The organism is Pseudomonas sp. G3-39 (assembly GCF_054790485.1).
Genome location: NZ_CP186497.1, coordinates 2,474,287 through 2,496,040, shown reverse-complemented (window position 1 = coordinate 2,496,040; position 21,754 = coordinate 2,474,287). Strand labels below are relative to the sequence as shown.

General features: G+C 61.4%; 13 protein-coding genes. 6 read left to right on the top strand and 7 right to left on the bottom strand.

From position 1 onward, the window contains the following. Positions 1 to 171: 171 nt before the first annotated feature. The gene (locus tag ACOYXG_RS11085) at positions 172 to 6,585 is read right to left on the bottom strand and encodes an amino acid adenylation domain-containing protein (RefSeq protein WP_460357685.1); all 6,414 of its coding nucleotides are present in this window, start codon (positions 6,583 to 6,585) and stop codon (positions 172 to 174) included. A gap of 488 nt (positions 6,586 to 7,073) precedes the next feature. Here ACOYXG_RS11085 and ACOYXG_RS11080 point away from each other — a divergent pair, with 488 nt between their 5' ends. The 4 genes from ACOYXG_RS11080 (at position 7,074) to ACOYXG_RS11065 (ending at position 10,600) form a co-directional block, all read left to right on the top strand. Beyond that, entirely contained in the window at positions 7,074 to 7,868 is a 795-nt protein-coding gene (locus ACOYXG_RS11080) for a helix-turn-helix transcriptional regulator (RefSeq protein ID WP_098968297.1), read from the top strand. A gap of 84 nt (positions 7,869 to 7,952) precedes the next feature. Further along, positions 7,953 to 9,359 (top strand): efflux transporter outer membrane subunit, encoded by a 1,407-nt coding sequence (locus tag ACOYXG_RS11075; RefSeq protein ID WP_103369010.1) that lies wholly within the window; start codon positions 7,953 to 7,955, stop codon positions 9,357 to 9,359. Positions 9,360 to 9,515: 156 nt separating this feature from the next. Continuing rightward, the gene (locus ACOYXG_RS11070; RefSeq protein ID WP_047599796.1) at positions 9,516 to 10,121 is read left to right on the top strand and encodes an SCO family protein; all 606 of its coding nucleotides are present in this window, start codon (positions 9,516 to 9,518) and stop codon (positions 10,119 to 10,121) included. Beyond that, complete coding sequence (locus ACOYXG_RS11065; protein WP_460357680.1) at positions 10,121 to 10,600, top strand: copper chaperone PCu(A)C; 480 nt, start codon at positions 10,121 to 10,123, stop codon at positions 10,598 to 10,600. The genes ACOYXG_RS11070 and ACOYXG_RS11065 overlap by 1 nt, the downstream gene beginning before the upstream one ends. A gap of 67 nt (positions 10,601 to 10,667) precedes the next feature. Here ACOYXG_RS11065 and ACOYXG_RS11060 read toward each other — a convergent pair whose 3' ends face one another. Together ACOYXG_RS11060 and ACOYXG_RS11055 are read right to left on the bottom strand one after the other, a co-directional pair. Then, the gene (locus ACOYXG_RS11060) at positions 10,668 to 11,162 is read right to left on the bottom strand and encodes a hypothetical protein (RefSeq protein ID WP_460357677.1); all 495 of its coding nucleotides are present in this window, start codon (positions 11,160 to 11,162) and stop codon (positions 10,668 to 10,670) included. 127 nt (positions 11,163 to 11,289) lie between these two features. After that, entirely contained in the window at positions 11,290 to 12,306 is a 1,017-nt protein-coding gene (locus tag ACOYXG_RS11055; protein WP_346651298.1) for an ABC transporter substrate-binding protein, read from the bottom strand. A 309-nt stretch (positions 12,307 to 12,615) separates the two neighbouring features. On the opposite strand from ACOYXG_RS11055, the gene ACOYXG_RS11050 reads away from it, so the two are divergent. After that, on the top strand, positions 12,616 to 14,847 hold the full coding sequence (locus tag ACOYXG_RS11050) for an LTA synthase family protein (RefSeq protein WP_460357674.1): 2,232 nt from the start codon (positions 12,616 to 12,618) through the stop codon (positions 14,845 to 14,847). A 42-nt stretch (positions 14,848 to 14,889) separates the two neighbouring features. Here ACOYXG_RS11050 and ACOYXG_RS11045 read toward each other — a convergent pair whose 3' ends face one another. Next, positions 14,890 to 15,318, bottom strand: coding sequence for a hypothetical protein (locus tag ACOYXG_RS11045; protein WP_460357671.1), 429 nt, complete (start codon positions 15,316 to 15,318; stop codon positions 14,890 to 14,892). A 289-nt stretch (positions 15,319 to 15,607) separates the two neighbouring features. On the opposite strand from ACOYXG_RS11045, the gene katG reads away from it, so the two are divergent. After that, positions 15,608 to 17,878, top strand: a complete 2,271-nt coding sequence (gene katG / locus ACOYXG_RS11040; protein ID WP_460357669.1) for a catalase/peroxidase HPI — start codon at positions 15,608 to 15,610, stop codon at positions 17,876 to 17,878. A gap of 120 nt (positions 17,879 to 17,998) precedes the next feature. Here the strand turns inward: katG and pepN are convergent, their stop codons facing one another. The 3 genes from pepN to ACOYXG_RS11025 are packed head-to-tail and all read right to left on the bottom strand — an operon-like array spanning position 17,999 to position 21,754. Next, positions 17,999 to 20,656: an aminopeptidase N gene (gene pepN / locus ACOYXG_RS11035; RefSeq protein ID WP_460357666.1), complete on the bottom strand. Its 2,658-nt coding sequence runs from the start codon at positions 20,654 to 20,656 to the stop codon at positions 17,999 to 18,001. Positions 20,657 to 20,666: 10 nt separating this feature from the next. Then, positions 20,667 to 21,497, bottom strand: a complete 831-nt coding sequence (locus tag ACOYXG_RS11030; RefSeq protein ID WP_027613137.1) for a DUF2797 domain-containing protein — start codon at positions 21,495 to 21,497, stop codon at positions 20,667 to 20,669. Then, complete coding sequence (locus tag ACOYXG_RS11025) at positions 21,494 to 21,754, bottom strand: YeaC family protein (RefSeq protein ID WP_003224178.1); 261 nt, start codon at positions 21,752 to 21,754, stop codon at positions 21,494 to 21,496. Before ACOYXG_RS11025 ends, ACOYXG_RS11030 begins: the two co-directional genes overlap by 4 nt.

The following is a 21,754-nucleotide window of genomic DNA, read 5'->3' as shown; positions in this document are numbered from 1 at the left end:
GGGCTGACATGGGAAGCGGGGACAAGCCGCCGGCTCGGTCACCGCAATACCCCTGTGGGAGCGGGCTTGCTCGCGAATACGGTGTAACAGTCGCCATCAACATCGACTGATCCACCGCATTGGCGAGCAAGCCCGCTCCCACAGGGTTTGGTTTACACAATCAGTTCCGGGTCAGAGCCGCCGTTTGCGGGTGAGGCTCGGGATGGTGGTTTGCGGAATGACCACGTGCTGCGCCTCTGGCGTGGTGCTGAGCGCCAGCGCCGCCAGCGTCGGCTGGCTGAACAGCGCTCGGGCGTCGGTGTGCAAACCGCTCTGACGCATGCGCGCCACCAGACTCACCGCCAGCAACGAATGCCCGCCGAGTTCGAAGAAATTGTCGTGCCGTCCGACCTGCTCGACGCCAAGCACCTCGCTCCAGATCCGCGCCAGCGTGGTTTCGACTTCACCCTCGGGCGCCACGTATGGGCGGTTGATCACCGCATCTGCCCCCGGTTCCGGCAGGGCTTTGCGATCGATCTTGTCGTTTGGCGTCAGCGGCAACGCGTCGAGCAGCACAAACGCGCCCGGCACCATGTACTCCGGCAAACGCTCCAGCACATGGCTGCGCAAGGTATCCAACGATGGCGCGTCGATGCCGGCGCGCAAGCTGTACCAGGCCACCAGACGCTCATCGCGCACCATCACCACCGCTTGGCGAACCGCCGGATGTTCGATCAGCCGCGCCTCGATTTCCCCCGGCTCCAGACGCAAGCCACGCAGCTTGATCTGGAAGTCATTGCGGCCGAGGAATTCCAGTTCCCCATGATTGTTGTAGCGCGCCAGATCGCCAGTGCGGTACAGGCGATCCCCCGGCACAAACGGGCTGTCGATGAAGCGCTCGGCCTGCATCTCCGGCAAGCCGTGATAACCACGTGCCACGCCGACGCCGCCGATGTGCAACTCACCGCTGACGCCTTGCGGCACCGGTTGTCCGTACGCGTCGAGCACGTACAGGCGTGTATTGCTCAAGGCTGTACCGATTGGCACCACGTTGTCCGGCACCGGCATGTCCGGCTCCAGCGTCCAGCCCGTGCTGTCCACCGTGGTTTCAGTCGGGCCATAAACGTTGTGCAAACGCACCCACGGCAGGCGAGTACGCACTTGGCGGGCCAGCGCCGCGCTGAGTTCGCCACCGCCGTTGAGCACATCGGTCAGGCTGGTGCACTGCTCGACACCGTCCTGTTCGATGAACTGCTGCAACAGCGCCGGAACGAACTTGACCACCGTCACCTGCTGCTCGCGAATGGTCTGCACCACATACGCCGAATCGCGGTTGCCGTCCGGTCGCGCCAGTACCAGACGCATCCCGGAACACAGCGGCCAAAAGATCTCCCACACCGAGCTGTCGAAGCTGAACGGCGCCTTTTGCAGCAGCGCACCGTGCTCGGTCGGCGGGCTGAGCTGCGAACCCCAATGCACCATGTTGCAGGCGCTGCGATGCTCGATCATCACGCCTTTGGGCAACCCGGTGGAGCCCGAGGTGTAGATCATGTAAGCGAGGTTCGAAGCGCTCAGGCCCGGCACCTGCAGATTGTCTGACGGCTGCTGCTCCCAACTGCCGTGATTAAGATTGATCGTCGTCACACCCGGCTCGCCGAGCAATTGCCGCGTGGCGTCATGCACCAGCAGTGCGACCGGCGCGCTGTCCTGCAACATGTAGTTCAGACGCTCCAGCGGATAGTCCGGATCCAGCGGCACATAGGCGCCGCCAGCCTTGAGGATGCCGAGCAAACCAACGATCAGATCCAGTCCGCGCTCGACGCAGATTGCTACGCGCGAGTCCGGTTGCACGCCGAGTTCACGCAGGTGATGGGCCAGACGATTGGCGCGCTGATTGAGCTCAAGGTAAGTCAGGGTTCCCTGCGCGGATTGCAGCGCGATGGCGTCCGGCTTATGCCGCACCTGCGCTTCGAACAACGCGTGCAGTGGCTGCTCCAGCGGACAATCGACCTCGGTGACGTTGAAGGTGATCAGCAAACGTTGCAACTCCTCGGCTTGCAGGATCGGCAAGCGGTTCAACAGTTGTTGCGGGGTCTGCTCCAGGGCCTGCACCAGGCCGCTCAACGCGGTTTGCATGTAGCCGCAAATCCGCTGCGCGCCGATCTGCGCCACGGCCCTGCCGGTGAGGCGCAACCCGTTGCCGAAATCGTCCACGCTCATGGTCAGCGGGTAATTGGTGCGCTCCTCGTTGGCCAGGGTTTCGATGCCTTGCCAAGCCTGACTGGACGGCTCCAGCAGTTCGGATTCGTCACTGTGCCGATAATTGAGCAGCGCGCTGAACAACGGTGACGGCGAGGCGACGCCGCTGCAGCGCTGAGCCAGTGCCAGCGACGCGTGCTCATGCCCGAGCAGCGCGGTCAGCCGCGCATGGGTGGCGCGCACGGCGTCGAGCACCCCGGCATCGACATCGATGCGCAACGGCAAGGTGTTGATGAACACGCCCAAGGCCCGGTCAGCGCCCTCGCCGCCTTGCATACGCCCCATCAGCACCGTGCCGAACACCACACGCTGCTGGCCGGATGTCGCCGCCAGCACCCGTGCCCACGCCAGATGAATCAGACTCGCCACGCTGACTCCGGCCTGTCGCGCTTGGGTGCGCAGACGCTGATAGACGTCAGCCGGCAACGCCTGCTGCGCTTCGTCGATGCCGCGCCCGTCGCCCTGCACTTCCTGCAGGCCGAATGGCAGGGTCGGCTCATCAATGTCCGCCAGTTGCGCGCGGAAAAACGCCTCGTGTTCCTGCTCGCTGACGCCCAGCCGCGTCTGCGCCACGTAATTGCGATACGGCACCGGCGGCGCCAGCGCCACGACCTGCCCCGACAGGCTGGCCTGCATTTCGCTGCGCATCACTTCGAGGGCGATGTGATCCATGGCCAAGTGATGGAACAACAGAATCCCCACCACCCGATCCAGCGCCGGATCACGCGCATACACCAGGCGCATCAGCGGCGCCTGGCTGACGTCGAGGCGATAACGCCGGGCGTTGAAGCGCGCGTGCAACTGCTCGATGACCGGGCCGTTGGCCGGATCCAGTTCGATCTCCTGCACCGGCAGAATCGCCTCGCGCCACACCACCTGCACCGGGGTAGTCAAACCTTCCCAGAGCACCGCGGTGCGCAAAATGTCGTGACGCGCCATGACCTCGCGCAGCGCTGTAGCGAAGGCCTCGACGCGTTCCAGACTGTCGAACGCCAGTTGCGATTGCAGCAGGTACGGATCGCCCTGCGCGGCGGTGATGTGGTGATAGAGAATGCCTTCCTGCAGCGGTGCCAGCGGGTAGATGTCCTGCACGTTGGCGGTGCCGCCCGGCACCGTCACAACGATGCGGTCGATGGTCGGCTGATCCAGTTGCAGCAGGGTCAGCATATCCGGGGTGATGTGTGTGCAATCGGCGGCGATGCGGTTGGCCGGCACTTCGATCTCTCGACCGCTGCCGACCGAAGCCGCCAGCGCCGCCAGGGTCGGCTGACTGAACAGCACGCGCACGTCGCTGCTCAGATCGAGCTGACGCATGCGCTCGATCAGAATCACTGCCAGCAACGAATGCCCGCCGAGTTCGAAGAAATGGTCGTGACGCCCGACCCGTTCGACTTGCAGGACTTCGGCCCAGATCTGCGCCAGGGCGATTTCGACCTCACCCTGCGGCGCTTCGTATTCGCGGCGGATCAGATCGTCCGGCCCGGGCGCCGGCAACGCCTTGCGATCGACCTTGCCGTTGGCGGTCAGCGGCAGCGCCGACAGACGCACATAGGCGCTCGGCAGCATGGCGCTGCTCAGGCGAGTTTTCAGTTGCGCGTGCAGCTCATTGATGTCCAGCGGCGCCTGCTCGGTGAACCACGCCAGCAATTGCCCGTCGCGCACCAGCACCACCGCTTCGCGCACCGCCGAATGGCTGGCGAGTGCGCTCTCGATCTCCCCCGGCTCGATCCGGATGCCACGGATTTTCACCTGATCATCGTTACGCCCCAGATACTCCAGATTGCCGTCGGCGCGCCAGCGCGCGAGGTCGCCGGTGCGGTACAGGCGCGCGCCCGGTTCAGCACTGAACGGATCACGCAGGAAGCGTTCGGCGCTCAGCTCTGCGCGGCTCAGGTAACCGCGCGCCACCCCGGCCCCGCCGACGTACAACTCGCCCGTCACGCCGAGCGGCACCGGTTGCTGCTGCTCATCCAGCAGATACACCGTGGCGTTGCTTACCGGTTTGCCGATGTGCAGCGCCTGCCCGGCATCGATGCGTCCCGAGGTCGCCACCACGGTGGCTTCGGTCGGGCCGTAGTTGTTGATCACTTCGAACGATGGCTGACGCGGGAACTGGCGCAGGCGATCGCCGCCGATCAGCAGCGTGCGCAATGTCGGGTGATCGAGCTGGCGGCTGAACGCGTATTCGGCGATCGGCGTCGGCAAAAAACTCACGTCCAGCGGCTGCGCACGCCACCAGTCGAGCAGCGCATCGATGTCTTCGCTACCTTCACTGGCCGGCGCCAGGTGCAGGGTCGCGCCCACGCACAGCGCCGGCCAGACTTCCCAGGCCATCGCATCGAAACCGAAACCGGCCAGGCTTGAGGTATGGCTGCCGGCATGCAGGTCGAAGACATCAGCGTGCCAATCGACCAGATTGCACAGGGTGCGGTGCTCGACCATCACCCCCTTGGGCAGGCCGGTCGAGCCGGAGGTGTAAATCACATAAGCGAGGTTGGCCGGGGTCAGCCCCGGCACCTTCGGCGCGTCGACCCGGCCAGCCGACCAGCTCGGCTGATCCAGCTCGATCACCGGCACCGACAACGCCGGCAAATGCCCGCGCAGCGCGCGCTGAGTCAGCACCGCGATGGGCGCGCTGTCCTCCAGCAGATAGCTCAGACGCTCGGCCGGATGCGCCGGATCCAGCGGCACATAAGCGGCGCCAGCCTTGAGGATCGCCAACAGCCCGACCAGTGTGTCGAGGCCGCGCCGGGCAACGATCGCCACCCGGTCATCCGGGCGCACCCCGAGATCGAGCAGATGATGAGCCAGCGCGTTGGCGCGTTGATTGAGTTCGGCATAGGTCAGGCTTTGCCCCTGATCAACCGCCGCCAGCGCCTGCGGCCGCAGCGTCGCCTGCGCTTCGATACGTTGCTGAAGGGTCGTCGGCGCCGGGTAGTCCACCCGCGTGGCATTCCACTGTTGCAGCAGCGCAGTTTCTTCCGGCGTGCTCAGATCGAAATCCGCCACCGCCAGATTCACCGCTTCCAGTCCCTGCTCCAGAATCAGCAACCAGCGTTCGGCCAGTGCCTTGACTTCATCGGCGTTGAAATACGCCTCGCTGTAGATCAGGTACAGCCGTGCGTCGTCATTGGCCAGATTGCTCAGCAAGTGCACCGCCAGCGGTGTGGCCTCTTCGACGTTCGAGGCCTTGATGATCCGTCCCGACGCCTCGCCGTAGCGATAATCGTGAGTGCCCTGCTCGTAGGAAACAGTGACTTCGAACAGCTGCGAGCGCTCCTCCCGCAGCAGGCCAAGGGCGCGGTTCATCTCACTCACGGGGAAGCGCTGATGGCGGAAATCCTTGCGCAGTTCCTCACGGATCGCTCTGACCAGTTCAGCGAACGTGCAGTGGCGACCGAAGCCCATACGCACCGCACTGACCTGGGCGAACAACCCAAGCGTGGATTTGAAGCGCGCGCCGGAGCGGTTGAGAATCGGCAATCCAACCACCCATTCGTCACGTTGTGCGGTGCGGCTGAAGTAGACATGCAGCGCCGCCAGCAACACATGGAACGCCGACGCGCCGAACGCTCGGGCCACCTGCTGCATGCGCTCGTGCAGCAACGCCGGCAAGGGCTGCGCGTAGACCTGCGTCTGCGCGGTTTGGCCGGCCAGGCTCTGCTGATGCCGTGGTAGCAACAGCGGCTCGGGCAATTGTCGGTACTTGTCCAGCCAGTAGGCGCGATCCTGCGCATAACGCGGCGACGCGTGATAGCGCGCATTGTCCTCGATGAAGTCGATGTACGACGGCGCCGCGACCGGTGTCGGTTGGCCGTGCGCCAGCGCGTTGTAGATCTCGTCCAGCGACTTGAACATTTCGCCGAAGCCCCAGCCATCGACGATCAAGTGATGCGCCTGCACGGACAGCCAGTGTCGCTGCTCATCGAGGCGGATCAACAGAAAGCGCAACAGGCAGCCGCCGTCCAGCACAAAGGGTTGATCGATGCGTGCTTGCACCAATGCCCGCGCCGCCGATTCCGGGTCGCTGTGCGCCGACACATCGTCGATCGGCATCGGCACCGCTACTGACCGGGCGAACTGCTGCAAAGGCAGGCCATCGGCGCCGGCGCCCGGCAGCAGAATCGTGCGCAGCGCGTCATGCCGGGCTACCAGTGCTTCCAGCGCAGCCTGCATCCGCGCCGGATCCAGCGGCCCGCTGAGGTCCAGGTAGCCGCCGATGTTGTACAGCGGCGAATCCCCGCGACTCAGCTGATCCAGCCAGATATCCAGCTGCGCAGCGGTCAGCGGATACGTCTGGAGCGATGCGGACGGCGTGGCCACCGCAGGGGCAGAAATAGGCGGCATAAGATCCTTCTCATGTGATTTTGCGCCTATTCAAGCATCGGCCCTGATGCCGACATGACACGTAAAACCCGGACAACCCCGCCCCGGGGGCTGGCCTGTCAGCGCTTGTAACCGCTGATTGGGTGGGAACCCACTAAAAGTTCGGAGAGGAAACACTGAAAATCCTGTAGGAAAAATGCCACACACCAGCGCTGCCATCGACCTGCGTTGTGACCTCAAAAAAACGCAACTGCCCCGGTTTTCAAGGTCTTGCCGTGACCAAACAGTCACGCGATGCGCAACACCTGTCGCAAATGGCGTCAGAAGCCCGGCGCCAACTTTCAGAAATGATGGCACTTTGTGTCCCTGTTTTCCCCTACAGACGTAGGACAAATCCATAGGCTTAAATCCCGCCCCAGATCAGTTTCAAGGAGAGACGATTGCGTGGGCGGCTTTTGCATAAACAGCGGACGACTCGGTGATGACTCGGAACCAGGGATGACAAGGATATGAATCTGACCGGCAGCATTCGCAACATGGAAAACCCGCATTTCTACTGGCAACTGGGGGAACTGATTGCCAGCACCGGCGACGATCATTTCGCCAGCAACCTGTTCCAGTTGGTCGACACCCTCGTGCCGGTCAATCGCGTCGATCTCAGTGAGTGGACGCTGGACGAACGTCAGGCCAGCGTGGTCGAGATCAAGGCGCTGGGCAGCGCCGGACTGCCGCAGACCTTCCCGCCACCGGACCCGTTGAAAAGTCCGGACGATCATCCGTTGTTGCAGAAGATGATCGAGATGAATGATTCCCTGCTGATTCAACTCAAAGCGTCGCTCCAGCCGCAACATCCGCAGCACAGCGTGCACCAGTGCAATCTGGTGTCCCGCACCTCTAATCGCCGCTGTGTCATCTCGTTCTACCGACCGCATACCCAACGAGTGTTTTCCTTGCCGGAGCTGTCGTTTCTCAAAAGCCTGTCCGACACCCTGCTGCCGCTGATTGAACGGCACGCGCAGCTCAGTCGGCAGATTGTCGCCAAACAGCCGCGCCTGCCCTTGGCCGATCTGGAGCAGGCGCCGTTGCAGCAGGTGTTCGACGAACGCCTGGCGCTGGGTGGCATCGTGCTGTCGGCGCGGGAAAAGGAAGTCTGCCTCGGTTTGTTGACCGGCGGTACCGTGCCGCAACTGGCCGAGAAGCTGCGGGTCAAGAGCAGTTCCGTCGAGACCTACCTCAAGCGAGCTACCGCCAAACTGGGGGTCAGCGGACGGCACGGTCTGGCGCGCTGGATGGCCGGGGCGTAGCGGCGGAGTCAGAGTTAAACGGTGTTCGATGATGGTGTGGGGACGCAGTGCCCGGCACGTGTTTTTTCTGCATGAGAGCGTTCGATGCTGCGCATTTCCCTGCTGTCCCTCGCCGTCCTGTTGGCCGGTTGTTCGTTGATTCCCGAGTACCAGCGCCCTGCCTCACCGAGCGCTGCGCAGTACCCGCAAGGCGCGGTTTACCCGGCACCGACACCCGCCGCAGCGCGCACTGAAGACTGGCGCACGCTGTTCAACGACCCGGCGCTGCAACAGTTGATCGAAAGTGCGCTGGTGAACAATCGCGACCTGCGGGTGGCGGCGCTGAACGTCGAGGCGTTTCAAGCGCAATACCGGATCCAGCGCGCCGATCTGCTGCCGGCGGTGTCGGCCAATGCAAGCGGGTCGCGCCAGCGCATGCCGCCCAGCGTGACTCGCAGCAAGGCGCTGATCAATTCGACCTATGCGGTGAATCTGGGTGTCAGCGCCTATGAACTGGATTTTTTCGGCCGAGTGCGCAGCCTCAGCGAGCAGGCGCTGCAGACCTGGCTGGCGACCGAACAGGCGCGGCGCAGTGCCGAGCTGAGTCTGGTGGCCAACGTCGCCAATGCCTATCTGACCTGGCGCGCCGATCAGGAGTTGCTCGAACTGACGCGCCAGACCCTGGCCGCGGATGAGCAAAGCCTGCGCCTGACCACGCGCAACCGCGACGCCGGTAAGTCTTCAGCGCTGGAACAGGCGCAGGCGCAAACCAGCGTCGACAGTTCGCGGGCCAATCTGGCGCGATACAAACGCCAGGTGGCGCAGGATCTGAACAGCCTGACGCTGCTGATCGGCGCGCCAGTCCCCGAGCAACTGCCGGCGCAACCACTGGCCAGCGATCTGGTCCAGCAATTGCCGGCCGGATTGCCCTCGGATCTGCTGCAACGGCGCCCGGACATTCTGCAGGCCGAGTACAAACTGAAAGCGGCCAACGCCAATATCGGCGCGGCGCGCGCGGCGTTTTTCCCCAGTGTCAGCCTGACCGCCAACGCCGGCACCTCCAGCCGCGATCTGTCCGGGCTGTTCAGCGGCGGCTCGGGCGCGTGGACGTTCCAGCCGCAAATCAACCTGCCGATTTTCAACGCCGGCAGCCTGCGCGCGAGCCTGGATTACTCGAAATTGCAAAAGGATGTGGCGGTCGCCGAATACGAGAAATCGATTCAAACCGCGTTTCAGGAAGTCGCCGACGGCCTGGCGGCGCGCAGCACTTATCAGCAGCAATTGCAGGCGCAACGCGATCTGGTACAGGCGACTCAGGACTACTACAACCTGGCGCAGCACCGATATCAGAACGGTGTCGACAGCAGCCTGGTGTTTCTCGATGCACAGCGTTCGCTGTTCAGTTCGCAGCAGGGGCTGATCACTGATCGCCTCGCGCAACTGGTCGCCGAGGTCAACCTGTACACCGCGCTGGGCGGCGGCTGGCGGGCCGATGAGGCGAATGTTCAGTAGTCCGTCGTCACTTTTTCTTACACCTTTTGTCGCCCGATCCTGCGCCGCGCGGCGATCCGTGGCCGGCGTCTGCCGTCAGTTTGGTATCATGCGCCGCTTTTACGGTTAACCCCCCGCCAGTCCTGCCGACTGACGGGCTGCAAAAGGCGGTATTAGATGACGGCTTTGTTGACTCGCCGCAAGGTGCTTGCGGGAATGGGCGTGCTGGGCCTGGGCCTGCTCGCGGGCTGCGACACCCGTGGCCAACTGTCGTACAAGTACGGCAAGGACCTGAGTGACAAGATCCTCGGGCGCACCTTCAAGCTGAAGAACACCGACGGCGAAACCATGACGCTGTCGAGCTTTCGCGGGATGATGCCGATGATCTTCTTCGGCTTCACCCAATGCCCGGCGGTGTGCCCGACCACCCTCGCCCGCGCTGCGCAAATCAAGAAGCTGATGGGCAAGGACGGCGACCGTCTGCAGGTGATCTTCATCACCCTCGACCCGGAACGCGACACGCCGCAGATCCTCGACGCCTACGTCAAAGCCTTCGACCCGAGCTTCGTCGCGCTGTACGGCACGCTGGAAGAAACCCAGGCCACCGCCAAGGAATTTGACGTGTTCTTCGAGAAGGTGCCGGCCGGCGACACCTATACGATTTCCCACACGTCCACCAGTTACGTCTACGACTCGCGCGGCCAGCTGCGCATGGGTCTGTCTGTATCGCTTTCGGCACAAGAGTGCACGGAAGATTTGCTCACCGTTATGGAGGTCTGCTGATGCACCCCGTTTTGAACAACATCAAACGCGCCGTTTGCGCTCTGTCGCTGCTGGGCCTGGCGTTTCAAGCCTCGGCTCAGACCAAAGTGGACGATGCCTGGGTGCGTGCGACCGTGCCGACCCAATCGGCCAGCGGCGCGTTCATGACCGTCACCGCGGACAGCGACAGCAAACTGCTGAGCGTTGCCTCGCCGGTGGCCAAAGATGTGCAGATCCACGAAATGAGCATGAAGAACGACGTGATGAGCATGGGCCCGGTCAAGTCGGTCGACCTGCCGGCCGGCAAAGCCGTCACCTTCGACCCGAACGGCTACCACGTAATGCTGATGGGCCTGACCGGCCAGCTCAAGGAAGGCGAAAGCGTACCGCTGACCCTGACCGTGGAAAACGCCAAGGGCGAGAAAGAAACCGTCGAAGTCAAAGCCGAAGTCCGTGCGCTGACGCACATGGAAGGCCACGATCACAGCAAGATGCATTGATCTGACTTGGCGGCAATAAAAAGGGGCGGCCTGATTGATGATCAGGTCGCCCCTTTTTTTGCGCATGTCAGCCGCGCTTGCGGGCCAGCGCATTACGCACGCTTTCTCTCGACATCCTCGAGCGCGATGCCGCCGCAGTTTTCTCCACGGGCGCCGCAGCCAACTGTTGCTTGCGCTTCAACACCTGACTCCAGCGATAACCGAGATAACCGGCCGCCGCGAAGAATCCCAGCCAACCAGTGATCAGGTTGACCAACGTCCACAGCCCGAGGGTGATCAGTACGGTTTTCCAGGTGAACAGCTTCAGGTTGTTGTCGACGGGCACCGTTTCAACCGGTGCCTGCTGCGCCACTGGAGTCTGCTGCACTCCATCCAGATCAAAGCGCAATGAGAAGTCCGCCCCCGGTACCTGGACATTTATCTGATTGCCTTCAGCGGTATGCACCCGCACTTCGCCATTGACGACCGACACCGAGCTGAAACTGATCTGGGTTTCGTGATGAATCTCGCCGTTGACCAAGGTCACGACCGTTCGTTGTTCGCCATTGGGGGTGTCGCGCATGTCGATTCCTTGAGAACTCCACGTCGGACGACGTGCAAAGGGAAAGTCCGTTGGGCTCGAATGCTACTGAGTGGCCATCAGGCTGTCCAGAAACAACCACAGGCTTCAACTCTTTGGCGAGCCGTTATCAGCTCCCCGCGCCGCCATGCGCCTCTTCAAAGAAGTAATCCTTCCAGCTGTCGGCCTTGTTCTTCAGCACGCCCAGCTCCTGCAATTTTTCGGCATAGATGAACGTGCGCTGCGGCACCACCGTGAAGTCGATTTCCGGGTCTTTGACGATCTGCTCGACCAGCGCCAACGGCAGCTTGGACTGTTCGACGCGGATATACGCCTGGGCGGCGGCGGGTTTGTCGGCCTTGATGATTTTTTCCGCTTCGACCAACGCGTCGTAGAACGCCTTGTAGGTCCTGGGATTTTCGTCGTGGAATTTTTCCGTGGTGTAGAGCACGTTGAACGTGGCCTGACCGCCAAGCACGTCGTAAGAACTGAGCACCTTGTGCACGTTGGGGTTTTGCAACGCCTGATACTGGAACGGCGGGCTGGAGAAGTGCGAGTTGATTTCCGAACCGCCGGCAATCAGCGCCGCCGTGGCGTCCGGATGCGGCAGGCTGACCGAGATGTCGTCAAATTTTTTGTACTGGTCATTGCCGAATTCCTTGGCCGTTTCGATCTGCAGGGTCCGCGACTGGAACCCCACGCCCGCCGCCGGCACGGCGATGCGATCCTTGTCGCTGAAATCCTTCAGGGTCTTGATGTTCGGGTTGTTGGTCAGCAGGTAATTGGGCATCGAGCCGAGCGAGGCAATCGCCTTGACGTTCTGTTTGCCCCGGGTGCGATCCCACACGGTGAGCATTGGCGGCACCCCGGCGGAGACCACGTCCAGCGCGCCGGTCAGCAGCGCTTCGTTCATCGCAGTGGCGCCGGAGATGCTGTTCCAGTCGACCTTGATCTCCAGCCCCTGCGCCTTGCCGTGTTTTTCGATCAACTGCTGATCACGGACCACATCGAGAATCAGATAACCGATGCCGAATTGCTGGGCGATGCTGATCTTGCCTTCGGCCTGGGCGCCGCCGCTGAGCAGCAGACTGCCTGCCAGGGATGCGGCCAACAGAATCAGCGCAGAACGTTTGAACGGTATGGCCATGACAACCTCGCAGCTGGGTGGATTGGCTGAAAGGCCGAACTCTATCGCTATAAAAAACAGAAATTAAATACCGTTATCGAATATCCATAGCACGCTCACGTTTGCCGTCATGCGCTGATTTAAACAGCCTGAAACAATAAATCTGCCATCGATTACACGCTGTGCGTCAGCCGTCAGCGCGCTGACACCAACGCCAGTCACGGCCTCAAGCCCTGCGCCGTGCCTGCAAGAGCGGATCAGCCGGTAGTTTAAAAGGGCGATCAGACAGCCCACCCTTGGTATCATCGCGCACACTTTTATGACGGTTTGATGGCTGGAAGGTCTTTGTTTGTGAGCGTTTTATTGCGTTGGTTGCGGCAGCCGCATGCCCGCCTGTTTTCCCTGATTCTGCTGGTGCTGATTGTACCGGTGTGCCTGCGCGCGGCGTTGGGCTGGTCGTCGTCGCTGGGCTATTTGTCTGACTTGGCCATTGGCAGTTTGCTGGTGCTGTTGCTTCATCGCCGTGCGTGGTGGCAGGCGTTGCCGTTGCTGCTGTTCTGGGGGTTGCTGGCGGTGGCGACGGCGGAGCTGGTCAGCGCTGTCGGCCGGTTGCCGAACCCATCCGACCTGCATTACCTGATTGACCCGCAGTTCGTGGAGAACTCCACCGGTGGCGGCTTTGCCCATCCGGCGCTGGGCGTGGCCCTGTTGCTGGCGCTGCTGCTCTGGTTGCTGACGCGTTTCGCCAATCGCGCGCAACCCGCTGCTGCTCTGCCCCGTGCCGTGTGGGCCGCACCGGCGCTGCTGTTCGCCGCGCACTGGGGCGTGCAAAACCAGTGGCCGAGCGAGGAGGATCCGTGGCGCATGTACAACCTGCCGCATCAATTGCTCGCCTCGCAAGTCGCCGATCTGCAGTTGCAGGCCGAGGAATGGCTGGACGGTGAGGTCGAAGAACCCGCGCCACAGATGGCCGGGCTGACCGATCTGGATCTCAATGGCCACAAGCTGCTGGCCGCACCGGGTCAGGCGCGCAATGTGCTGATCATCGCCCTGGAAGGCATTCCCGGCGCTTACATCCGCGCCAATCGCGAGGCCATCGGCAGTCATTATCAGGAAGACCTGATGCCCAACCTCAGCCGCTGGGCCGAGCGCGGCATGAACACCCCGGATTACGTGCTGCATACGCACCAGACCATTCGCGGCCTGTACGCCATGCTCTGTGGCGATTACGACAAGCTCAACAACGGCACGCCCAAAGGCGTGGAAATGCTCACCCAGCAGGAGCGCAATCAGGCCTGCCTGCCGGCGCAGCTGCGGCAGAACGGCTTCAGCACTCATTACCTGCAAGGCGCCGGTCTGCGTTTCATGGCCAAAGACAAGATCATGCCGCACATCGGTTTCGATGCGACCCATGGTCTGGAGTGGTTCAGCAACGCCAACTATCTGGAGTTTCCGTGGGGCAAGGATGACAAGGCGTTCTTCGAAGGCGCGCTGGATTACGTCGGCCAACTGAAGAAGCAGAAGCAACCGTGGATGCTCACTCTGTTGACCGTCGGCACGCACCAGCCCTACTCCGCACCGGAAGACTATCTGGCGCGCTACGAGACGCCGAAACAGGCCGCCGTCGGTTATCTCGATGATGCGCTGGAGCAGTTTCTCAGCGGTCTCGAACGCCAGGGCGTACTGAAAGACACGCTGGTGGTGATCACCTCGGACGAATCCCACGGCATCGACGGCGTGCGTCTGGCGTCGTCGTGGGGCTTCAATCTGACCCTGGCGCCGGAACACGAGCAGCTGCCACGGCTGAATGCCGGGGTCTACGGTCATGTCGATCTGAGCGCGTCGATCCTCGATTATTTTGACCTGCCGGTGCCGTCGGCGCTGAGCGGCCGTTCGCTATTCCGCGACTACGACAGCGGACGCGAAATCATGTCCTACACCAACGGCAAGCTGCGCTACCACAACGGCCAGGGAATCTTCTCCGAGTGCGACATGCCGCGCCGTTGCCGCTACTACGAAAGCCCCGGCTTCATTGCCGAGCGCGCCACCTTCAAAGGCAATGAAAGCAGCCAGCAGGCCCGGCAGATCGCCGCACGGGCGATGGCGCTGGACCTGTCGCTGTTGCGCACCCCGCTCAATCAGCGTTACCAGTTCGGCAGCAACAACGTGATCCCGCTGCAAGCGCAGATCAAGGACGACTGGGCCGACAACCTGATCGGTGCGCAATACCTGGAAATGCCCAAGGGCTCGCACACCCGCGTGCGCCTGACCGTGCGTTCGGTGGATCCGCAGCAGGCGGCGTACATTCAGCTCAAGGCCAAGGAGTTCGAACAGGACGTGCAACTGGGCCTGCCGACCGAGATGGTCGCCACGGCGGATCAGCCGCTGCAGATGGATTTCAGCTTTGATAACCCGCAGCAGCGCAAGGCTTTCTCGTTTCATTTGCTGGGTTATGGATTGGGTTCGGTCGAGGTCACGGATTTCAGTGTGATTACTGAATTGCCTGGGCAGGAAGATCCGTTGGATGCGTTGCCGGATGATGAGACTGTGCAATCGAGTTGAAATCAGGGAAGGGACGGATTGGCTGGATCCGTCCCTTTACGTTTACTCACGGAGCTTAATTTCAAATTTGCCTGTTATTTTCCCTACTCGAGGCAAACTAAAATCGATTTCACCTTTAACACCGTATTTATATTCGCCGCTTTGTAAGAACGTCACAGTTGCCACTCCTTGTTGAATCTCGTGAAAATCGCCATCCTTACTAACGCTCCAAACCAGACCACCTTTGTACCACTTCACCTCGTGAGGGCCTTCTTTTATAGCCCATGGAACACAGAAGGCTACGGAGTTTTTATTATCTCTATCAGCCCCAACAATGTAATATTCCTCTCCTGCCCTGTGAAACACCACGTTCGTATCCGCGAACATGAACTCTAAGTTATCAACGCTAGCTTTAAACGTGCCTTTATATTTACCGCGACCTTCATGAATCAGCTTAAGAATTTGCTCTTCTGGTTTAATTGAATTTTTCATGCAAATACACTCCCGACTCGATTGCCAACAAAGGTTTGTGATTCATCAGGCCCTTAACATGCAGCCAATATATTTTTTATTAATTCCTCCGCGCACTGTCAGAAATGACAGTCGTTTAGTCGATTTCGAGCTAAAAACCTTTCAACTCATTCCATAGCATCATTCATTGAAGAGTTTGCCTATCAGCCTCCAATAGTCGGCCTATTAGCTGACTGCCCAAGTCGGGTCTAGCCTTACTAGTCCGAAGTCGGCATGAGCCGGCCGCACAAGACCTGATAAGGACTCGAACATGGCAAACGAATCGAAATGCCCGTTCAACCACGCCGCCGGTGGTGGTACGACGAACCGTGACTGGTGGCCGAATCAACTGAACCTGAAGATCCTCAGCCAGCACTCGCCCAAGTCCGATCCGCTGGGCAAGGACTTCGACTACGCCAAAGCCTTCCAGAGCCTGGACTTCCAGGCCCTGAAACAAGACCTGCGTGCGCTGATGACCGACTCCCAGGACTGGTGGCCGGCGGACTTCGGCCACTACGGCCCGCTGTTCATCCGCATGGCCTGGCACAGCGCCGGCACCTATCGCACCGCCGATGGTCGCGGTGGCGCCGGCTCCGGGCAACAGCGTTTTGCCCCGCTCAACAGCTGGCCGGACAACGTCAGCCTCGACAAAGCGCGGCGACTGCTGTGGCCGATCAAACAGAAATACGGCCGCAATATTTCCTGGGCCGACCTGATCGTGCTCACCGGCAACGTTGCACTGGAGTCCATGGGCTTTAAGACCTTCGGCTTCTCCGGTGGACGTCCCGATGTGTGGGAACCGGACGAAGACGTGTATTGGGGTTCGGAGCGCGAATGGCTCGGCGGCGACAGCCGCTACGGCAAAGACAAGTCGGCCATGCAGGAACCGGGTGACGGTACGCTGGTGGCCGAACCGGACTTGCACGGCAAAGAGCAAAGCCGTACCGATCAGGGCGAACGTAATCTGGAAAATCCGCTCGCAGCGGTGCAGATGGGCCTGATTTACGTGAACCCGGAAGGCCCTGAAGGCAATCCCGACCCGGTTGCCTCCGGTCGCGATATCCGCGAAACCTTCGGCCGCATGGCCATGAACGACGAAGAAACCGTCGCGCTGATCGCCGGCGGTCACGCCTTCGGCAAGACCCACGGCGCCGGCCCGGCCGATAATGTCGGGCCTGAGCCGGAAGCGGCTGGCCTGGAAGAACAAGGCCTCGGCTGGCGCAACGCATTCGGCACCGGCAAAGGCGCCGACACCATCACCAGTGGCCTCGAAGTTACCTGGACCACCACTCCGACCCAGTGGAGCAACAACTACCTGGAAAACCTGTTCGGTTTCGAGTGGGAACTGTTCAAAAGCCCGGCCGGTGCGCATCAGTGGAAACCAAAAAACGGCGCCGGGGCTGGCACTGTTCCCCATGCGCACGATCCGAGCAAAAAGCTCTCGCCGACCATGCTCACTTCCGACCTGGCGCTGCGTTTCGACCCGATCTACGAGCCGATCGCCCGCCGTTTCCTGGCCAATCCTGATCAATTGGCCGACGCCTTCGCCCGCGCCTGGTACAAACTGATCCACCGCGACATGGGCCCACTGTCGCGCTACCTCGGCCCGGAACTGCCGAACGAAGAACTGCTGTGGCAGGACCCGATTCCTGAGGCCACTCACCCACTGATCGACAGCAACGATGCGGCAGCGCTGAAAAGCAAAGTGCTGGCGTCCGGTCTGTCGGTGTCGCAACTGGTTTCCACCGCCTGGGCCGCCGCATCGACCTTCCGTGGTTCGGACAAACGTGGCGGCGCCAACGGCGGACGTCTGCGTCTGGCCCCGCAGAAATTCTGGCAGGCCAACCAGCCGGAGCAACTGGACAAGGTGCTGAAGACCCTTGAGGGCATTCAGAACGAGTTCAACGCCGGATCATCCGGCAAGAAAGTCTCGCTGGCGGATCTGATCGTGCTGGCGGGTAACGCCGGGGTCGAGCAAGCGGCGAAAAACGCCGGGCACTCGGTCTCTGTGCCGTTCAATCCAGGACGCACCGACGCGACTCAGGAGCAAACCGATGTCGAGTCGTTTGGTTTCCTCGAACCGATTGCCGATGGTTTCCGCAACTACAGCAAGGGCAAATACACCGTGTCGGCCGAAGCGCTGCTGATCGACAAGGCGCAACTGCTCACCCTCTCCGCTCCGGAAATGACCGTACTGGTCGGTGGTCTGCGGGTATTGGGGGCGAATGTCGGGCAGAGCCGGCATGGCGTGTTCACCTCGCGCACGGAAACCCTGAGCAACGACTTCTTCACCAACCTGCTGGACATGGGCGTGGAGTGGAAGCCGACGTCAGCGGCAGCGGACGAGTTCGAAGGACGCGATCGCAAGACCGGTAGCGTGAAGTGGACCGCGACGCGGGTCGATCTGGTGTTTGGTTCCAACGCGATACTGCGCGCGCTGGCCGAGGTGTATGCGAGTTCTGACGCGAAGGAACAGTTCGTCAAAGACTTCGTGGCGGCGTGGGCCAAGGTGATGGAGCTGGATCGATTCGACCTGAAATAACCGAGTAACCGCGCTCCCATGTGGGAGCGGGCTTGCTCGCGAATACGGTATACCAGTCGACATCTCCGTGTCTGACACACCGCTTTCGCGAGCAAGCCCGCTCCCACATTTCGTTATGCGTTACGCCAGGCTTTTGCTCACCACTTCATATACATCGCTGGACAGCTGACCGGAAGCCAGAATCCGCTCCAGCTCAGCCTTCATCAACGCCTGACGGGCGCTGTCGTATTTGCGCCAGCGAGTCAGCGGCGCCAGTTGCCGCGAAGCGATCTGCGGGTTGAAGCCGTTCAGTTCGATCACCAGATCCGCGAGGAAGCGGTAGCCCGAACCGTCGGCGGCGTGGAAGTTGATCAGGTTCTGCCCGGCAAACGCGCCGACCAGCGCACGCACCTTGTTCGGGTTCTTGATATTGAACGCCGGGTGCTGCATCAACGCCTTGACCCGCGCCAGACCGCCCGGCAGTGTGCTGCCGGCCTGCACGCTGAACCACTGATCCATGACCAGCGGATTGTCCTTGAAGTGCTCGGCGAACGTCGCCAGCGCTTTGGCCTTGTGTTCTTCGAACGGCGAGTTGACCAGCACCGCCAGCGCGGTCAGGCGCTCGGTCATGTTGTCGCTGTTTTCGAACTGTTCCTGCGTAGCGGCCAGCACTTCCGGCTTGCCGCTGAGCATCAGATACGACAGCGCAATGTTCTGCAGCGCGCGACGGGCAAAGTGCTCGGCCTCGGCCACATACGGCGTCTGCTTCGACAAGTCGCGGTTGGCCTGATAACGCAGCCACAGCGCTTCGAACAGATTGTCCGCCAGTTGCTTGCGGGCAAACTCGCGAGCGGTGTGGATCGCCTCGACATCCGCCACTTCGCTGATTTCGGTCAGATACGCTTCGCTCGGCAGCGAAAGCATTTCGGCGACCATGGCCTGATCCAGCGACTCGTCAGACAGCACGGTTTTCAGCGCCGAGATCAGACGCGGATCGAGCACCAGGCTCTCGCCCTTCTGCTGCTGGGCGATCAGCTCCTGCAGGACCTGCACCGACAGCTGCTGACCGGCATCCCAGCGGTTGAAGCCGTCGCTGTCGTGTTGCATCAGGAACATCAACTGGTCACGGTTGTACGGGAAGCTCAGTTTCACCGGTGCCGAGAAACCACGCAGCAACGATGGCAGCGGCTGTTCAGCGATGTCGACGAAGGTGAAGGTCTGCTCAGCCTCGATCACCGAGATCACGCGGGTGGTGCCTTGCGCCGACGCTTCACCGGCCAGACGCAGCGCGATCTCGTTGCCTTTGCTGTCGAGCAGACCGAGTTCGACCGGGATCACGAACGGCAGTTTTTCCACTTTGTCCGGGGTTTCCGGGCAGCTCTGGCGGAAGGTCAGGCTGTAGGTTTTCGCCGCGGCGTCGTAGGACTCGCTGACCGCCAGACGCGGCGTCCCGGCCTGGCTGTACCAGCGTTTGAACTGGGTCAGGTCGACACCGTTGGCATCTTCCATGGCCTTGACGAAGTCGTCGCAGGTCACGGCCTGGCCATCATGGCGTTCGAAGTACAGGTCACTGCCCTTGCGGAAGCCTTCGGCGCCCAGCAGGGTGTGGATCATGCCGACCACTTCCGAGCCTTTTTCGTACACGGTCAGGGTGTAGAAGTTGGAGATCTCGATGAAGCTGTCCGGGCGCACCGCGTGAGCCATCGGGCCTGCATCTTCGGCGAACTGGTGGGTACGCAGGTACGCCACGTCCTGAATGCGCTTGACCGTGGCCGAGTTCATGTCCGAGGAGAAACCAGCGTCGCGGAACACGGTGAAGCCTTCCTTGAGCGACAGCTGAAACCAGTCGCGGCAGGTCACGCGGTTGCCTGACCAGTTGTGGAAGTATTCGTGGGCGACGATTGCCTCGACCCGCTGGTGCGCGGCGTCGGTGGCGGTTTCGGCGCGGGCCAGCACGGCGCTGGAGTTGAAAATGTTGAGGCCCTTGTTCTCCATCGCGCCCATGTTGAAGTCGTTGACGGCGACGATCATGAAGATGTCCAGATCGTACTCGCGACCGTAGACCTCTTCGTCCCAGCGCATCGACTTCTTCAGGCTGTTCATCGCGTGCTGGCACTTGTCGATGTTTTCCGGCTCGACGTAAATGCGCAGTGCAACATTGCGATTGGTCATGGTGGTGAACGTGTCTTCGACACACCACAAATCACCGGCCACCAGCGCGAACAGGTACGCCGGTTTCATGAACGGGTCTTCCCAGGTCGCCCAGTGTCGGCCGTCTTCGCCCGGGCCGGAGGCAATCGGGTTGCCGTTGGACAGCAGCACCGGATAGCTGTGCTGCTCGGCGACCACCGTGGTGGTGAACTTGCTCATCACGTCCGGGCGGTCGAGGTAATAGGTGATCTTGCGGAAGCCTTCGGCCTCGCACTGGGTACAGAACATCGTGCCGGACTTGTAAAGGCCTTCCAGCGCGGTATTGGTTTCCGGGTGAATCCGGACGCTGGTGTCGACCGTGAAGCTGGCGCTGGCCGGCTGCAGGGTCAGGGTGTTTTCGCTCAGCTGGTAATCACTGGCGCTCAGTTCCTGGTCGGCCAGGGTTACCGACAGCAGTTCCAACTGCTGGCCGTCGAGCACCAGCGGCGGCAGGCCCGGGCCACGCTCCGGGTTGCGGCGCATCACCAGTTGCGCGTGGACCAGGCTGTGGTCCTCGAACAGCTCGAAGGTCAGGTGCGTCTCGTCGATCAGGTACTCGGGCGCCTGATAGTCCTTCAGGTAAATCATCTTCGGTTGTTCGGTGCGCATGCTGGAATCCTTATTGATGCACGGCGAGCTGATAGGCCGTGTATTTACGAATGTTGATCACGCCGGTGTCAAAAATCAGGTACTGACCCTTGATTCCCAGCAGCGTGCCTTCGGCAATCGGGTTCTTGTCCAGGTTGAAGCTGACGATTTTGGCCGGGTATTGCTCGACCGGATAGCGGATTTCGAGAGGTTCTACATCGGCAATCGTCTGAATTGCTTGTAGGCCGAATCGCTGCTGCAGGCCTTGCAAGCCCTCGGCGCAGCTTTCAAACAGTTGATCGCGCACTTGCGCCAGATCCACCGCCGCCGCATCGCCCTTGAGCAAGGCGCGCCAGTTGGTCTTGTCGGCCACCTGGCTGCGGAACAGGTCTTCGACGAAGCCCGACTGCTGGCGCGTCGATACGCGCATGATCGGCAGCGCCTGACTTGCGCCCTGATCGAGCCAGCGAGTCGGCAACTGCGTGGCGCGAGTAATACCGACCTTGATCCCCGACGAGTTGGCCAGATACACCACATGATCAGTCATGCAGAACTTCTGCCCCCACTCCGGCTCCCGGCAGGTACCGGCCTCGAAGTGACAACGCTCCGGGCTCATGATGCACAGATCGCACTGCGCCAGTTTGGTCATGCACGGGTAGCAGTAACCCTGACTGAAACTGGTTTTGGTCTTGCGCCCGCAATGGGTGCAATGAATCGCCCCCAGGTACTCCAGACGCACCGTGGTGCCGATCATGGGGTTGACCGGGACCTCGACGTCATCCAGACGAAACGCGTATTGCACATTCGGCCCGTCCAGGCGCGCCGACATTTTGCTGATTGCACCGCGGCCAATCTCGATCAATGGATGGCATCCGACTTGAACAGGATGTTCGGCACTTCGATCGACTTCGACGCACATTCCTGCGGGCCCATGTAACCGGTGCGCTGGTCTTCAGGCAGGTTCTGGATTTCCCAGGCGATCATCGCCTGCAGCGAAAGCTCGCGCTGTTCGGCGGTGAGTTTGCCACCGTCGGACCACTTGCCGATTTCCACGGCCAGTTTCAGGCTCTCGTAGATGTCCGGGGTGATGTTTTTGATCATGTCGTTAAAAGAGGACAT

What these genes read in the sequence shown, in the direction of transcription:
- ACOYXG_RS11085 (WP_460357685.1), bottom strand. Translation starts at nt 6,585, where the DNA reads ATGCCGCCTATTTCTGCCCCTGCGGTGGCCACGCCGTCCGCATCGCTC.
- ACOYXG_RS11080 (WP_098968297.1), top strand. Translation starts at nt 7,074, where the DNA reads ATGAATCTGACCGGCAGCATTCGCAACATGGAAAACCCGCATTTCTAC.
- ACOYXG_RS11075 (WP_103369010.1), top strand. Translation starts at nt 7,953, where the DNA reads ATGCTGCGCATTTCCCTGCTGTCCCTCGCCGTCCTGTTGGCCGGTTGT.
- ACOYXG_RS11070 (WP_047599796.1), top strand. Translation starts at nt 9,516, where the DNA reads ATGACGGCTTTGTTGACTCGCCGCAAGGTGCTTGCGGGAATGGGCGTG.
- ACOYXG_RS11065 (WP_460357680.1), top strand. Translation starts at nt 10,121, where the DNA reads ATGCACCCCGTTTTGAACAACATCAAACGCGCCGTTTGCGCTCTGTCG.
- ACOYXG_RS11060 (WP_460357677.1), bottom strand. Translation starts at nt 11,162, where the DNA reads ATGCGCGACACCCCCAATGGCGAACAACGAACGGTCGTGACCTTGGTC.
- ACOYXG_RS11055 (WP_346651298.1), bottom strand. Translation starts at nt 12,306, where the DNA reads ATGGCCATACCGTTCAAACGTTCTGCGCTGATTCTGTTGGCCGCATCC.
- ACOYXG_RS11050 (WP_460357674.1), top strand. Translation starts at nt 12,616, where the DNA reads ATGGCTGGAAGGTCTTTGTTTGTGAGCGTTTTATTGCGTTGGTTGCGG.
- ACOYXG_RS11045 (WP_460357671.1), bottom strand. Translation starts at nt 15,318, where the DNA reads ATGAAAAATTCAATTAAACCAGAAGAGCAAATTCTTAAGCTGATTCAT.
- katG (WP_460357669.1), top strand. Translation starts at nt 15,608, where the DNA reads ATGGCAAACGAATCGAAATGCCCGTTCAACCACGCCGCCGGTGGTGGT.
- pepN (WP_460357666.1), bottom strand. Translation starts at nt 20,656, where the DNA reads ATGCGCACCGAACAACCGAAGATGATTTACCTGAAGGACTATCAGGCG.
- ACOYXG_RS11025 (WP_003224178.1), bottom strand. Translation starts at nt 21,754, where the DNA reads ATGTCCTCTTTTAACGACATGATCAAAAACATCACCCCGGACATCTAC.